The sequence below is a fragment of the Actinomadura rubrobrunea NBRC 15275 genome (assembly GCF_001552235.1).
Classification (GTDB): domain Bacteria; phylum Actinomycetota; class Actinomycetes; order Streptosporangiales; family Streptosporangiaceae; genus Spirillospora; species Spirillospora viridilutea.
On sequence record NZ_BCQU01000063.1, the window covers coordinates 1 to 14321 of the forward strand.

At 74.2% G+C, this 14321-nt stretch carries 14 protein-coding genes; 4 read left to right on the top strand and 10 right to left on the bottom strand.

Going from position 1 to position 14321, the window contains the following annotated elements; translation table 11 throughout:
* From AR3_RS19310 to AR3_RS32970, 7 genes are all read right to left on the bottom strand, one after another.
* Positions 1–225: hypothetical protein (locus tag AR3_RS19310; RefSeq protein WP_217998648.1), on the bottom strand; the 225-nt coding region annotated here is incomplete at its 3' end.
* A 310-nt stretch (positions 226–535) separates the two neighbouring features.
* Complete coding sequence (gene thrS, locus AR3_RS19320; RefSeq protein WP_067915656.1) at positions 536–2512, bottom strand: threonine--tRNA ligase; 1977 nt, start codon at positions 2510–2512, stop codon at positions 536–538.
* Positions 2513–2830: 318 nt separating this feature from the next.
* A complete protein-coding gene (locus AR3_RS19325; RefSeq protein WP_067915633.1) occupies positions 2831–4045 on the bottom strand; it encodes an LLM class flavin-dependent oxidoreductase in 1215 nt (404 codons plus the stop codon).
* Positions 4046–4141: 96 nt separating this feature from the next.
* Complete coding sequence (locus tag AR3_RS19330; RefSeq protein ID WP_067915634.1) at positions 4142–5143, bottom strand: ABC transporter substrate-binding protein; 1002 nt, start codon at positions 5141–5143, stop codon at positions 4142–4144.
* Positions 5140–5904, bottom strand: a complete 765-nt coding sequence (locus AR3_RS19335) for an ABC transporter ATP-binding protein (protein WP_067915635.1) — start codon at positions 5902–5904, stop codon at positions 5140–5142. The genes AR3_RS19330 and AR3_RS19335 overlap by 4 nt, the downstream gene beginning before the upstream one ends.
* Positions 5880–6716: an ABC transporter permease gene (locus AR3_RS19340; RefSeq protein ID WP_067915636.1), complete on the bottom strand. Its 837-nt coding sequence runs from the start codon at positions 6714–6716 to the stop codon at positions 5880–5882. Before AR3_RS19340 ends, AR3_RS19335 begins: the two co-directional genes overlap by 25 nt.
* Positions 6717–6812: 96 nt before the next feature.
* Positions 6813–6893 (bottom strand): putative leader peptide, encoded by an 81-nt coding sequence (locus tag AR3_RS32970; protein WP_390099196.1) that lies wholly within the window; start codon positions 6891–6893, stop codon positions 6813–6815.
* 137 nt (positions 6894–7030) lie between these two features.
* Between AR3_RS32970 and AR3_RS19345 the strand changes: the two genes are divergently transcribed.
* Together AR3_RS19345 and AR3_RS19350 are read left to right on the top strand one after the other, a co-directional pair.
* On the top strand, positions 7031–8290 hold the full coding sequence (locus AR3_RS19345; protein ID WP_227023333.1) for a sensor histidine kinase: 1260 nt from the start codon (positions 7031–7033) through the stop codon (positions 8288–8290).
* Between the two features lie 120 nt (positions 8291–8410).
* Positions 8411–9091 (top strand): response regulator, encoded by a 681-nt coding sequence (locus AR3_RS19350; protein WP_083951690.1) that lies wholly within the window; start codon positions 8411–8413, stop codon positions 9089–9091.
* A gap of 35 nt (positions 9092–9126) precedes the next feature.
* Here AR3_RS19350 and AR3_RS19355 read toward each other — a convergent pair whose 3' ends face one another.
* The gene (locus AR3_RS19355) at positions 9127–10083 is read right to left on the bottom strand and encodes a quinone oxidoreductase family protein (protein ID WP_067915637.1); all 957 of its coding nucleotides are present in this window, start codon (positions 10081–10083) and stop codon (positions 9127–9129) included.
* Positions 10084–10112: 29 nt separating this feature from the next.
* Positions 10113–10886, bottom strand: a complete 774-nt coding sequence (locus tag AR3_RS19360) for an SDR family oxidoreductase (protein ID WP_067915638.1) — start codon at positions 10884–10886, stop codon at positions 10113–10115.
* A gap of 49 nt (positions 10887–10935) precedes the next feature.
* On the opposite strand from AR3_RS19360, the gene AR3_RS19365 reads away from it, so the two are divergent.
* Both AR3_RS19365 and AR3_RS19370 read left to right on the top strand, forming a co-directional pair.
* On the top strand, positions 10936–12204 hold the full coding sequence (locus AR3_RS19365; protein WP_067915639.1) for an acyl-CoA dehydrogenase family protein: 1269 nt from the start codon (positions 10936–10938) through the stop codon (positions 12202–12204).
* Positions 12201–12962: a TetR/AcrR family transcriptional regulator gene (locus AR3_RS19370; RefSeq protein ID WP_227023332.1), complete on the top strand. Its 762-nt coding sequence runs from the start codon at positions 12201–12203 to the stop codon at positions 12960–12962. Before AR3_RS19365 ends, AR3_RS19370 begins: the two co-directional genes overlap by 4 nt.
* Before the next feature lie 78 nt (positions 12963–13040).
* On the opposite strand, the gene kynU is transcribed toward AR3_RS19370, so the two are convergent.
* On the bottom strand, positions 13041–14321 hold the full coding sequence (gene kynU / locus AR3_RS19375) for a kynureninase (protein WP_227023337.1): 1281 nt from the start codon (positions 14319–14321) through the stop codon (positions 13041–13043).

Sequence of the window (14321 nt, forward strand, 5' to 3'; positions counted from 1 at the left end):
GTCCGACACGGGCCCCGCCGGCGGCACCGGCGCCGCGGCGGACGGCGTCGCCTCCGGCGCCGCCCGGTCGTCCGCCGCGTGGGACGCGGCCCCGCGCCCGTCGTCGAACAGCGGCATGAGCAGCACCGCGACGGCCGCCGCCACCAGCACCAGGGCCCCGCCGTAGCCGAGCACCATGGCCACCGCCGGACGGCGCGTCCTGCCCGGCCGTCGCGTGGATCTCATCGCGCCCGTCTCTCCGATCGCCTCGATTGCCCGCTGAGGCTACCAACTCACCCATGCGGCGCGCGGCGGCTCCGGCGAGCGTCGTTCACCGCGTCCGCGACGACCTGGCCGCCCTGGAAGCCGCCGTCTCGCCTCCCGCCCGCCAGGTCGCCGGAACCGGATCCGTCGTCCTGCCGCGCTCCGACGCGGCCGCGCCGATCTCGGCCGCGGTCGCGGGCGTCTTCGGGGCGGCCGCGCCGCCCATGCCGCCGATGCCGCCGCGGCCCGGGCGGTCGCCGCCCGGGCCGCGGAACGCCGGCCGGAGCCGGGATCAGATCTGGATGCGGGCCTCCACGGCCTTGACGATCTCCTCGACGGCCTCGTCGATCGGGACGCCGTTCTTCTGCTCGCCGTTGCGGTAGCGGAACGACACCGCGTCCTTGGACACGTCCTGGTCGCCCGCCAGCAGCATGTACGGCACCTTCTGCTTCTGCGCGTTGCGGATCTTCTTCTGCATCCGGTCGGACGAGGCGTCGACCTCGGCCCGGATGCCGCGTTCGCGCAGCCGCGCGGCGACCTTCTCCAGGTGCGGCACGTGGGCGTCGCCGATGGGGATGCCGACCACCTGCACCGGCGACAGCCACGGCGGCATGGCCCCGGCGTAGTGCTCCAGCAGCACGCCGAAGAACCGCTCGATCGACCCGAACAGCGCCCGGTGCAGCATGACGGGACGCTGCCGCGAGCCGTCGGCCGCCTGGTACTCCAGGTCGAAGCGCTCGGGCTGGTTCGGGTCGACCTGGATGGTCGACAGCTGCCAGGTGCGGCCGATGGCGTCCTTGGCCTGCACGGAGATCTTCGGGCCGTAGAACGCCGCGCCGCCCGGGTCGTCCACCAGGTCCAGGCCGGACTCGGCGGCGGCCTCGCGCAGCGCCGCGGTCGACCACTCCCAGTACTCGTCGGAGCCGATGAACTTCTCCGAGTCGTCCCGGGTGGACAGCTCCAGGTAGAACTCGTTGAGGCCGAAGTCGCGCAGCAGGTCCAGCACGAAGCCGAGCAGATTCTTGATCTCGTCGACCATCTGCTCGCGGGTGCAGTAGATGTGCGCGTCGTCCTGGGTCATGCCGCGCACCCGGGTGAGGCCGTGCACCACGCCGGACTTCTCGAACCGGTAGACGCTGCCGAACTCGAACAGCCGCAGCGGCAGCTCCCGGTACGACCGCCCCCGCGCCTTGTAGATCAGGTTGTGCATGGGGCAGTTCATCGGCTTGAGGTAGTAGTCCCCGCCGTCCACCTCCATGGCCGGGAACATGTCGTCCTTGTACCAGCCGAGGTGCCCGGAGGTCTCGAACAGGGCGCCCTTGGTGATGTGCGGGGTGTAGACGAACTCGTACCCGGCCTCCTCGTGGCGGCGCCGGGCGTAGTCCTCCATCACCTTGCGGACGACGCCGCCCTTGGGGTGGAAGACCGCGAGCCCGCTGCCGATCTCGTTGGGGAAGGAGAACAGGTCCAGCTCGGCGCCCAGCTTGCGGTGGTCGCGCTTTTCGGCCTCCTCCAGGAACTTCAGGTACTCGTCCTGCCGCTCCCGAGACTCCCAGGCGGTGCCGTAGATCCGCTGCAGCTGCGGGTTCTTCTCGCTGCCGCGCCAGTACGCGCCGCCCGAGCGCATCAGCTTGAACGCGGGGATGGCCTTGGTGGTGGGGACGTGCGGCCCCCGGCACAGGTCCTTCCAGCGCGGCTCGCCGGTCTTGGCGTCGAGGTTGTCGTAGATGGTCAGCTGGCCGGCGCCGACCTCGACGTCAGCGCCGTCCTCGGACCCCGCCGAGCCCTTCAGCTCGATCAGCTCCAGCTTGTACGGCTCGTCGGCCAGCTCCCGGCGGGCCTCGTCGTCGCTGACGGGACGGCGGGAGAACCGCTGCCCCTGCTTGACGATCTCGCGCATGCGCTTCTCGATGCGCTTGAGGTCGTCCGGGGTGAACGGCTCGGGCACGTCGAAGTCGTAGTAGAAGCCGTTCTCGACGGGCGGGCCGATGCCGAGGCGCGCCTCGGGGAACAGGTCCTGGACGGCCTGGGCGAGCACGTGCGCGGTGGAGTGGCGCATGATCGCGCGGCCGTCCTCGGAGCCGATCTCGACGGGCTCGACCACGGCGCCGTCGGTCAGCACGTGGTCCAGATCGCGCAGCTCGCCGTCCACCCGCGCGGCGATCACGGTCCGGCCGTCGGCCCCGAGCGCCTCCCCGGCGGTGGTGCCGGCCGGCACCACCCGCTCGTCGCCGTCGAGGGTGATGCGCAGTTCGGACACGGTGGACACGGACACTCCTCGCGATGGTGGAACGGGATCTGCGGGTTTCTCTGCGGGGTTCGATGCTAGCGACTCGCGGGCCGCGTCGGACGCATCCGGCTCCATGGTCAGGCTCCTGTTCGTTCGGGCGGGCGGCGGCCCGGGAGGCGCCGGCGGCCCGGAACGCGGCAGGGCCCCGGGAGCACCTCCCGGGGCCCTGCCGCCTGCGATGTCTAGGGCATGCGGCCGTCGCGCCGGGAGTCCCCCGGCGTCGTCGTCAGCCCGCGGCTCGCGCCCGCCGCCTCGGGGCGGGGCGCCGCCTGTGACACGACCGCCATGCGGGCCATGCTACCCGACGGCCTGCGCGGACGGCCGCTTCGGCCGCTCCGGTGCGCCGCGCGCCGCCGCGGGCTGGGCGACGGCGCGCGGTTCCGCGGCGGCGCCCCGCCGGCGCAGCTCCGGCAGGACGCCCTCGCCGAACCAGTACGCCTCCTCCAGATGGGGGTAGCCGGACAGGATGAACTCCTCGATGCCGAGGGCCGCGTACTCCTCGATCAGGTCGGCGACCTCGGCGTGCGAGCCGACCAGGGCGGTGCCCGCGCCGCCGCGCACCAGGCCGACCCCCGCCCACAGGCCGGGATGGATCTCCAGGTCGCGGGGCGAACCGGTGGCGCGGTACCGCTCGTGCAGGCGCACCATCCGCCGCTGGCCGACCGACTCGCTGGCGGCCAGGGCGCGTTGGGCCTGCTCGATGTGGGCCGGGTCCAGCCCGTCCAGCAGGCGCGCCGCCTCCGCCCACGCGGCCTCGGACGTGTCGCGGCTGATCGTGTGCAGGCGGATGCCGAAGCGCAGCTCGCGGCCCTGTTCGGCGGCCAGCCCGCGGATCCATTCGATCTTCTTGGCGACCTGGTCCGGCGGCTCCCCCCAGGTCAGGTAGACGTCCACGTGCCGGGCCGCGACCGGGCCGGCGGGCCGCGACGACCCGCCGAAGTACAGCTCCGGCAGCGGCTCGGGCGGGCGCGCCACCGTCGCCCCCTCGACGTGGTAGTAGGCGCCCTTGAAGTCGAACGGCTCGCCGCTCCACGCGCCGCGGACGATGGACAGGAACTCGTCGGTGCGCGCGTAGCGTTCGGCGTGCGACAGGTGGTCGCCGAAGCGGCGCTGCTCGGCCGACTCGCCGCCGGTGACGACGTTGAGCAGCAGGCGCCCGCGCGAGATGCGCTGGTAGGTGGCGGCCATCTGGGCGGCCAGCGTGGGCGAGAGGAAGCCGGGCCGGAACGCCACCAGGAACTTCAGCCGGGACGTCTCGCGGACCAGCGCGGCGGTGACCAGCCAGGCGTCCTCGCACCAGGTGCCGGTCGGGGTGAGCACGGCCTCGAAGCCGAGCTGCTCGGCCGAGCGGGCGATCTGCGCCAGGTAGTCGATGTCCGGGGGGCGGACCCGGTCGGCGGTGCCGGGGCGGGGCTCGGGCCGCCCGACCCCGCGCGGGATGCTGTGGCCGCCGCCGATCAGCGCCCGGCTGTCCCCGGTGGTGGGCAGGAACCAGTGGAAGCGCAGCGTCATCGGTTGACCTCGATCACTCGTCGATCATTCGTGGGGGCACGCGTCGGATCACATGACGTCTCACATGACGTCTCACAGGACGTCTCACATGACGGCTCACTTGACGTCGATGTCGTTGAAACGGCGGTCGACGTAGTCGGCCATCCGGACCTTGCCGGGGATCAGCTTCTCGGCGGCGAAGGCGTCGGCGACCTGCTGTTCGTGGCGGACGAGCGCGTCGTCGACCGGGACGAGCCGGGCGGCGCGGCGTTCGGCGGCCTTCTCGGCGATCGGGACGGGCAGCCCGGTGTCCTCGGCCCACACGGCGCCCCATTCCTTGATGTGGTCGTTGGCCCAGAGGATGGCGCGCTGCCTGCGGGTGACGAAGTCGCGCAGCGCGGCGGTCTTGGCCTTGTCGTCCAGCGCCTCGTCGGCGGCGACGATGACGTTGTAGCCGGTGGTGTAGCCGCGGCCGTCGACCAGGATCCGGGCGCCCGCCTGGGCCTCGCCCTGGGCGGTGTAGGGGTCCCAGACGGCCCACGCGTCGATCTTCCCGGAGCTGAACGCGGCCAGCGCGTCGGGCGGCGCCAGGTACTGCGGCCGGATGTCGGTGAGCCGCAGGCCGGCCCGCTTCAGGACGGTGAGCAGGTGGTAGTGGGCCGAGCTGCCCTTGGCGACCGCGATCCGCTTGCCCTTCAGCTCGGCGGGCGTGCGGATCGGCGAGTCCTTCGGGACGAGCACCGCCTGCCCGGTGAGGCCGATGTCGGCGGCGGACACGATCTTGATCTCGGCTCCGGCGGCCGCGGCGAACACCGGCGGGGAGTTGCCGACCGCGCCGAGGTCGAGGGCCCCGGCGTTGACCGCCTCGAGCAGCGGCGGCCCGGAGGTGAACTGCTTCCACTCGATCGTGTAGGGCACGCCGTCGAGCTGGCCGGCCGCGCCGAGCAGGGCGCGCTGGCCGCCCTTCTGGTCGCCGACGCGCAGCGTGACCTTGGACAGGTCGACCGAGCCGTCCGCGGCGACGGCGGCGCCGTCCCCGCCGCCGTCGCCGCAGCCCGCCGCCGCGGTCAGGGCGGTCGCGGTGAGCAGGGCCGTCAGCAGGGTGCGCAGGCGGATCATGCGGTTCCTTCGTCGGTCGTGACGCCGAGCTGGGCGAGCAGCGCGGCGCGCAGGGCGGTGAGGTCGGGGTGGTCGCGGTGGCGGGGGCGGTCCAGGTCGACGCGGGACTCGTGCGCGATGCGGCCGCCGTCCAGCACCAGGACGCGGTCGGCGAGCAGCAGCGCCTCGTCCACGTCGTGGGTGACGAGCAGGATGCCGGGGCGGTGCCGTTCCCACAGGTCCAGGACGAGCCGGTGCATGGTGATGCGGGTGAGGGCGTCCAAGGCGCTGAACGGCTCGTCCAGGAGCAGCAGGTCGGGTTCGCGCACCAGCGCGCGGGCCAGGGACGCGCGCTGCGCCTCGCCCCCGGACAGGGTGAGCGGCCAGGCGCCGCCGCGTTCGGTCAGCCCGACCTCGGCGAGCGCCTTGTCGGCGGCGGCGCGCGGGTCCGGGACCCGCAGGCCCAGCGCGACGTTGGCCCGCACGCGCTTCCACGGCACCAGGCGCGGCTCCTGGAACGCCACGGCCACGGTGCCGTCGACCGACAGCTCGCCGCCGGTGGCGTCGTCGAGGCCCGCCAGGGCGCGCAGCAGGGTGGACTTGCCCGAGCCGCTGCGGCCGAGCAGCGCGACGAACTCGCCGCGGGCGATGTCGAGGTCGACGCCGTCCAGGACGGTGCGCTCGCCGAACCGCTTGGTCAGCCCCCGCACCCGCACCACGCGGGGGCGGCCGGTGTCGGCGCGCTCCGCCTCGGCGGTCACACCGGGAAGCCCTTGCGCCATGTCAGCGCCCTCCTTTCCAGCAGCCGGACCAGCGCGTCGGTGAGCAGGCCGAGCGCCGCGTACACCACCAGCCCGAGCACGACCACGTCGGTGCGCAGGAACTCCCGGGCGTTGTTGATCATGAAGCCGAGGCCGGAGGAGGCGTTGATCTGCTCGGCGACGATCAGGGCGAGCCAGGCGACGCCCAGGCTCTGCCGCAGCCCGACCAGCGCCTGCGGCAGCGCGCCGGGCAGCACGATGTGCCGGACCAGGCCCCACCGGCCGAGCCGCAGCACCTCCGCGACCTCGGCGAGCTTGCCGTCGACGCCGCGGATGCCGGAGAAGGTGTTGAGGTACAGGGGGAAGGCGACGCCGAGGGCGACCAGCGCCACCTTGGGCGTCTCGCCGATGCCGAACCAGAGGATGAACAGCGGGATCAGTCCGAACAGCGGCAGGGCGCGCAGCATCTGCATCAGGGGGTCGACGGCGTGCTCGCCGAGGCGGCTGAGGCCCGCCGCGACGGCCAGGCCGATCCCGGCGGCCGCGCCGAGCGCGAACCCGGCGGCGGCGCGCCGCACCGACACGGCGATCGCGTCGGTCAGGGTGCCGTCCCGGATCAGGTCGAGGGCGGTGGAGGCGATCGCGGTGGGCGCGGCGAGCTGGCGTTCGGACAGCAGCCCGGCGCCGGACGCGAGCTGCCAGACGACGAGCAGCGCCAGCGGGGCGACGAGGCGGGCGAGCGCCGCCCGCCGCCGCCGGGCGAACCCGGGGACGGCACGCGCGCGGCCCGGGGCGCGGGCGAGGGACGACGGACTGGACACGGAAGTGGACACGACGAACGGACCCTTCTCGGGCGGTTGCTTCGAGGGAACGCGGTGATCCGGAGAAGACCGGAGGAGAACCGTGGGAGATCGGCCGGCGGAGCCGGATCAGGCGACTCGACACAGGCAGCTCGCCTGCCGCCGGAGGTCGACGTGCAGGCGCGCCACAAGAGGGGCGAGGGGGTTCACAGGGCCCAGACTGTCACCTATTTCCTATTAAGTCAATGGGTAATACATGGAAGTGGGTTCATACTTCGGGAGCGGTCGGCATCTCCCCCTTCGGAGGCACGCCGCCACCGTCGGGCAGCGCTTAGGCTCGCCATGAGATGAACGCCCCAGACCTCTCCCGGCGCGGCGCCGAGTGGCTGCTGCACGCGCTGCGGCCGGCCCTGGACCCGGGCACCGCGGAGCCGCCCGGCCTGCTCCTGCCCGCGCGCACCTGGCTGCGCGCCGCGCTGCTGGCGCTGCTGCTCGCCCTGACGGTCGGCTTCACCGCCGGGGCGATCGCCATCCCGCTGAACATCTTCGATCCGCGGCCCGCGCCGTTCGTCGCCTCGGCGCTGGGCCTGCTGCAGGCGGCCCCGCTGCTGTTCGCGGCGCGCTGGCCGCTGCGGGCGTGGCGGGTGAGCGCCGCCGGCCACCTGCTGGGGGCGTTCGCGCTGCAGGAGCGGTACTTCTGGCCCTGGCCGGTCACCTCGTGGCTGGCGTTCCTGGTGATCCTGTTCTTCACGGCGGTGGGGCACGAGCGCCGCGTCACGGCGGGCGTCGGCGCCGCCACCGTCGTCGGGCTGATCGCGCCCGCGGTGGCGATCGGGGCGATGCCGGACTGGTACGGCCTCATCCTGGCCGGCCTGGTGGGGCTGGCGCTGGCGTTCGGCGACGCGATCCGCGGCCGCTACGTCGCCGAGCTCAGCCTGCGCCGGCAGGAGGAGCTGCGGCGGCGCGACCTGGCGCGGCAGGCCGTGCTGGAGGAGCGCGCCCGCATCGCCCGGGAGCTGCACGACGTGGTCGCCCACCACATGTCGGTGATCGCGATGCAGGCGGAGGCGGCCCCGTTCAGGATCCCGGACCTGCCGGACGAGGCGCGCCGCACGTTCGGCGTGGTGCGCGACGCGGCCCGCGAGGCGCTGGCCGAGACGCGGCGGGTGGTGGGCCTGCTGCGGTCCGACGACGACGGCGCCGAGCGCGCCCCGCGGCCGGGACTGGACCGTCTGGACGACCTGGTGGCCTCGGCGCGCCGGTCCGGACTGGAGGCCACCGCGACGGTCGTGGGCGTGCCGCGTCCGATGGCGGCCGGGGTGGACCTGTCGGCGTACCGCATCGTCCAGGAGTCGCTGAGCAACGCCGCCCGCCATGCGCCCGGGGCGCGGGTGCGGATCGAGGTGCGGTACGACGCCGACGCGCTGCGGCTCACCGTCGCCGACGACGGTCCCCGCGAGGAGCCCGGGGAGTCGCACGGCGGCGGCCACGGCCTGGTCGGCATGCGCGAGCGGGTCGCCATGCTGGGCGGCACGCTCACCGCGGGCCCGCGGGAGGGCGGAGGCTGGACGGTCGCCGCCGACCTCCCGTACGACGCCGTCGGCTGACGGGACGGGGCGCCGCGTGCGCGGGACGTCCGGCCGACGGGAATCGGCCTTCCCCCTGTCTTGAACCCCCTGTCTTGAACCCCCTGTCTTGAACGGATGAGACGACCATAGGGTGCTGTCGTGACGATTCGGGTGCTGATCGCTGACGACCAGGTGATGATCCGCGACGGGCTGGCCGCGCTGCTCGTCTCCGACCCGGAGATCGAGGTGATCGGGCACGCGGGCAACGGCCGGGAGGCGGTGCGGATGGCCCGCGACCTGGACCCCGACGTGGTCGTCATGGACATCCGGATGCCGGAGATGGACGGCCTGGCCGCCACCGCGGAGCTGGTCGGCGGGCCGCCGCCCGACGGCGCCGAGCCCGCCGACCAGCGCCCCAAGGTCCTGGTGCTGACCACCTTCGACCTCGACGAGTACGTCTACGAGGCGCTGGCCGCGGGGGCCAGCGGCTTCCTGCTCAAGGACGCCCCGGCGGCCGACCTGATCAACGGCGTGCGGGTGGTGGCGCGCGGGGACGCGCTGCTGGCCCCGTCCGTCACCCGCCGCCTCATCGGCGACTTCGCCCGGCGCCGCCGCCACCAGCGGCCCAACCCGGCCGCGGCCGCCGCGCTCACCCCGCGCGAGCTGGACGTGCTGCGGCTGATCGCCCGGGGCCTGTCCAACGCCGAGATCGCCGCCGAGCTGGTGCTGGCCGAGCAGACCGTCAAGACCCACGTCGGCCACGTGCTCACCAAGCTGTCGCTGCGCGACCGCACCCAGGCCGTCGTCTACGCCTACGAGAACGGCCTGGTGGGCTCCTGACGCCCCGTCCACGGCGCCGGGCGCTGTGTCGCTTGTCAGCGCGAGGGATCAAGCACGAGCTTGCCGGCGGTGCGGCGCGCGCGCAGGTCCTCGTGGGCGCGGCGGGCCTCCGACAGGCCGTATTCGCCGCCGTTGACCACCCGGATCCTCCCGTCGGCGGCCAGCGCGAACAGCTCGTCCAGCGCGGTGCGCATCAGGTCCCCGGGAGCCTGGAAGACGTGCGCCAGCCACATCCCGACGACCGCGGTCGAATGCCGCAGCAGGCTCGCGGGCTTGACCGGGGAGGGCTCCTGCCGCGAGGCCATGCCGTAGAAGGCCAGCCGCCCGAAGGGGGCGAGCGCGGCCAGGCTCTGGTCGGTGACGGCGCCGCCGGTCATCTCCAGGACCACGTCCACGCGGCGCCCGCCGTTGGCCTCGATGAGCGCGGCCTTCATGTCCGGCTCGGCCGCGTCCACCGCGACGTCGGCGCCCAGCTCCAGGGCCAGCTCGCGCTTCTCCTCCGACGACGCGGTCGCGATCACGCGTCCCGCGCCCCACGCCTTGGCCAGCTGCACCGCCAGCGAGCCGACCCCGCCCGCGGCGGCGTGCACGACGACCGACTCGCCCGGCTCCAGGCGGACGCTCTTGCGCAGCAGCACCCACGCCGTCGCGCCCTGGATCACCATGCCGAGGGCGGTCACGTCGTCGATCGCGTCGGGGACGTCCCAGGCCATGGCCTCGGCCGCGACCGCCTTCTCGGCGTACCCGCCGGTGCCGGTCAGCGCGACGACCCGGCGGCCGTCGGGGGTGCGGCCGACGACCTCGCCGCCCGGCACCAGCGGCAGGGACGCGGCGGACAGGTAGCTGTTCTCGGCCTGGTGGGTGTCGGCGTAGTTGACCCCCGCCCGCGACACCTCCACGAGCACCTGGCCGGGCCCGGGCTCGGGTTCGGGCAGGTCGGCGAGGGCGAGGACTTCGGGGCCGCCGAACGCGGTGATCTGTATCGCGCGCATCGTCTCCTCCTGCGTGGTGGTCGCCGTGGTCAGCGGGGGCCGGGGACGCCGCGGAACCGGAACGGCTCGGCGGGGCGGCCCGGCACGACGTACCACGCCTCCCCGGTCCCGCCGGCGGCCAGGATCCGCATGAACGCCTCCACCACGTCGGAGACGTCCAGGATCGGAAAGCCGGTCCGCTCCAGCTCTTCCCTGAGCGGCGCGATGATGTCGGTGTCGGCGAACGACGGGCACAGCGCGTTGACGCGGACGCCCTCGCCGACGTGGTTGGGGGCCAGCGACCGGACGAGGGCGACCACCGCCGCCTTGCCGGCGCCGTAGACCGGGTCGAACGGCGTGGGGGTCAGCGCCGCCATGCTGGCGGTGGCGATGATGTCCCCGCCGCCGCGGGCGCGCAGCGCGGGCAGCGCCGCGTGCACCCCGTAGACGACGCCGTCGAGGTTGATCGCCATGGCGCGGCGGTACGCCTCGGGGTCGAAGTCGCCGTCCAGGCCGCAGCCGCTCGCCACGCCCGCGTTGAGGAAGGCCAGGTCGAGCCCGCCGAACCGGTCCCGCGCGGCGGCCACCGCGGCCTGGTTGTCGGCCGGTTCGCGCACGTCGCACCGGACGAACGCGGCGTCCAGCTCCTCGGCCAGGGCCGCGCCGCGCTCGGCGTCCACGTCGGCCAGCACCAGCCGGGCGCCTTCGGCGGCCAGCCGCCGGGCGACGGCCGCGCCGATGCCGCGCGCCGCGCCGGTGATCAGCGCGACCGCGCCGTCCAGGCCGTCCGGGCGGGTGCCGGCGGCAGCGTCGTTCGGGGTCATGCGAGGACTCCCCTCCACAACTGACTGACTCGTCAGTTACTCTAACCGAATGGACTTCGGTTTGAGCGAACGGGCCCGCGAGCACCTCGCCCGGCTGCAGGACTTCATGGACTCCCACGTCTATCCCGCCGAGCCCGTGTACGCGCGGCAGCGCCGCGAGCTGCGCGCCGCGGGCCAGGAGCACACCGTCCCCCCGATCGTCGAGGAGCTCAAGGCCGAGGCGCGCAAGCGAGGGCTGTGGAACCTGTTCCTGCCCGCCGAGCACCCCGGCGGGCAGGCGCCGCTGCATCCGCCGGTGTGCGAGGAGGAGACGCCCTCGCACGGCCTGAGCGTCACCGACTACGCGTCCCTGGCCGAAGTCACCGGACGCGTCCCGCACATCGCCCCGGAGGCGCTCAACTGCTCGGCGCCCGACACCGGCAACATGGAGGTGCTGCACCTGTTCGGCACCCCCGAGCAGAAGCGGCGCTGGCTCGTCCCCCTGCTGCGCGGGGAGATCCGCAGCGCCTTCGCCATGACCGAGCCGGACGTGGCCAGCTCCGACGCCCGCAACATCTCCACGCGGATCGAGCGCGACGGCGACCACTACGTCATCAACGGCCGCAAGTGGTGGATCACCGGCTCGGCCGACCCGCGCTGCAAGATCCTGATCGTGATGGGCCGGACCGACCCGGAGGGCCACCCGTACCGGCAGCAGTCCATGGTGCTGGTGCCGGTCGACACGCCCGGCGTGGAGATCGTCCGCGCGCTGCCCGTGTTCGGCTACTCCGACCAGGAGGGCCACTGCGAGATCCGGTTCACCGACGTGCGGGTGCCGGTGGAGAACCTGATCGGCGAGGAGGGCGGCGGGTTCGCCATCGCGCAGGCCCGGCTCGGCCCCGGCCGCATCCACCACTGCATGCGCGCCCTCGGCATGGCCGAGCGGGCGCTGGAGCTGATGTGCCGGCGGGCGGTGTCGCGCGTGGCGTTCGGCAAGGAGCTGGCGCGGCAGGGCGTGATCCAGCAGTGGATCGCCGAGTCGCGGATGGCGATCGAGCAGGCCCGGCTGCTCACCCTCAAGACCGCCTGGCTGATCGACAACAAGGGCGTGCGGGCGGCCCGCTCCGAGGTCGCGGCCATCAAGGTGGTGGCGCCGCGCGTCGCGCTGGACGTGCTCGACAAGGCGATCCAGGTGCACGGCGGCGCCGGAGTCAGCGACGACACGCCGCTGGCGGCCATGTGGGCCTGGGCGCGGACGCTGCGCCTGGCCGACGGGCCCGACGAGGTGCACGTGCGGTCGGTGGCGCGCACCGAGCTCGGGAAGTATTGGGACGCATGACGGACGGCACGGGGGACGCGGCCGCACGGGGGCCGGCGCCGGACGCGGACGCCGGCGGCCGGGCGCCGGAGCAGCCGGAGCAGCCGGAGCAGGCACCGGAGCAGACGCCGGAGGCGGGCGCTCGGCGGCGGATGTCGTACGCCCGGCGCCGCGAGCAGCTGCTCGCGGCGGCCCTCGCCGAGTTCGGGCGGCGCGGCTACCACCTGACCCAGATGGACCACGTGGCGGCCGCCGCCCGGGTCTCCAAGGCGCTGCTCTACCAGCACTTCGGCTCCAAGGAGGAGCTGTTCGTCGAGGTGACCGAGGCGATCGTCACCGAGCTGACGGGGCGGCTCAACGCCGCCGTCTCCGCCGAGCGCCGCAGCGTCGACAACATCCGCGCGATGGTGCGGGCGCTGTTCGACTACGCCACCGAGGAGCCGGACGCGTGGGCGCTGGTCATCCGGCACCTGGACAAGCCGGAGGTCGGCCCCGGCCTGCGCGAGCTGCGCGAGCGGATGGGCACGGCGCTGGTCGACATCCTGCTGCGCCGCCGCCGCGCCGACCCGACGCTGTCCCCCGCCGCGCTGCGGGCCAACGAGCGGCGCGCGCGGCTGCTGGTGCCGCTGATGTACGGGGCGATGCTGTCGATGGTGTCGTGGTGGCTCGAGCATCCCGACACCCCGCGGGACCGGGCCGAGCAGATGGCCGTGGAGTTCGTCTGGCTCGGCCTGGACCGCGTACGGCAGGGCGAACGCCTGGACCGGCCCCGGGACTGACCCCGCGTCCCCGTTCCGCATCGAAGGGCGGCGGATGGGGCGCCCCCACGTGCGCCCACCGCCGCCCGCGGCGCCGCGTCAGTGCAGGATGGCCCGCAGGGCCTCGGCGGCGCGGTGGCAGTCGAGGAACGTGGAGTACAGCGGCGTCGGGGCCAGGCGCACCACGTCGGGCTCCCGGGCGTCGGCGATCACCCCGGCCTCGTCGGCCAGGCGGCGGACCAGGCCCTTGGCGTCGGCCACCCGGATCGACAGCTGGCAGCCCCGCCACGCCGGGTCGGACGGCGTGATCACCTCCAGGCCGGCGATCCCCTCCAGGCGGTCCGCCAGGTAGCCGGTGAGGCGGCGGCTCTTGGCGCGCAGCGCCTCCATGCCGACCCGGTCGAAGATCCGCAGCGAGGCCAGCACCGGCGCCATGGCCAGGATCGGCGGGTTGGACAGCTGCCAGGAGTCGGCCGAGGCGACGGGGACGAAGTCCGGCTCCATCGCGAAGCGGGTGGCCGGGTCGTTGCCCCACCAGCCCGCCAGGCGCGGCAGCGCCGGGTTGCGGACGTGGCGTTCGTGCACGAAGCAGCCCGCCACGGCGCCGGGTCCGCTGTTGAGGTACTTGTAGGAGCACCAGGCGGCGAAGTCGACGTCCCAGTCGTGCAGGCGCAGTGGAACGTTCCCGGCGGCGTGCGCCAGGTCCCAGCCGACGACGGCGCCCGCGGCGCGGCCCGCCTTGGTGATCGTCGGGATGTCCATGAGCTGCCCGGTCAGGTAGTTCACGCCGCCGAGCAGGACCAGCGCGACGTGGTGGCCCTCGCGTTCCAGATGGCCGACGACGTCCTCGGTGCGCAGGTGCTCCTCGCCGGGGCGCGGCCGCAGCCGCACGATCGTCTCCGCCGGGTCCAGGCCGTGGTGCACCGCCTGGCTCTGCACCGCGTACGAGTCGGACGGGAACGCCGAGTCCTCGATCAGGATCCGCGTGCGGTCCCCGGACGGCCGGTAGAAGGTGGCCATCATCAGGTGGAGGTTGACCGTCAGCGAGTTCATCGCGACGACCTCGTGCGGAAGCGCCCCCACCAGGCGGGCCGCGGGCTCGCGCAGCAGCTCGTGGTAGTCCACCCAGGGGCGGCGCGCCCGGTGGTGGCCCTCGACGCCGAGCCGCGCCCAGTCCAGCAGCTCCTCCTCGACCAGCCGCGCGGCGGCGCGGGGCTGCAGGCCGAGCGAGTTGCCGGCGAAGTAGGCGACCTCGCCGCCGTCCGGGCCCGTCGGGACGTGGAACTCGGCGCGCAGCGTCGGCAGCGGATCGGTCTCGTCCAGCCGCCGCGCCTCGGCGGCGCCCGGATCTTCGGACGGCAGGAAGTCCATGTGGGGCAT

Excerpts from the sequence above, each read along its gene's own strand:
- AR3_RS19325 (WP_067915633.1), bottom strand. The coding sequence starts at position 4,045 with ATGACGCTGCGCTTCCACTGGTTCCTGCCCACCACCGGGGACAGCCGG.
- AR3_RS19330 (WP_067915634.1), bottom strand. The coding sequence starts at position 5,143 with ATGATCCGCCTGCGCACCCTGCTGACGGCCCTGCTCACCGCGACCGCC.
- AR3_RS19335 (WP_067915635.1), bottom strand. The coding sequence starts at position 5,904 with ATGGCGCAAGGGCTTCCCGGTGTGACCGCCGAGGCGGAGCGCGCCGAC.
- AR3_RS19345 (WP_227023333.1), top strand. The coding sequence starts at position 7,031 with ATGAACGCCCCAGACCTCTCCCGGCGCGGCGCCGAGTGGCTGCTGCAC.
- AR3_RS19355 (WP_067915637.1), bottom strand. The coding sequence starts at position 10,083 with ATGCGCGCGATACAGATCACCGCGTTCGGCGGCCCCGAAGTCCTCGCC.
- AR3_RS19360 (WP_067915638.1), bottom strand. The coding sequence starts at position 10,886 with ATGACCCCGAACGACGCTGCCGCCGGCACCCGCCCGGACGGCCTGGAC.
- AR3_RS19365 (WP_067915639.1), top strand. The coding sequence starts at position 10,936 with ATGGACTTCGGTTTGAGCGAACGGGCCCGCGAGCACCTCGCCCGGCTG.
- AR3_RS19370 (WP_227023332.1), top strand. The coding sequence starts at position 12,201 with ATGACGGACGGCACGGGGGACGCGGCCGCACGGGGGCCGGCGCCGGAC.
- kynU (WP_227023337.1), bottom strand. The coding sequence starts at position 14,321 with ATGCCCCACATGGACTTCCTGCCGTCCGAAGATCCGGGCGCCGCCGAG.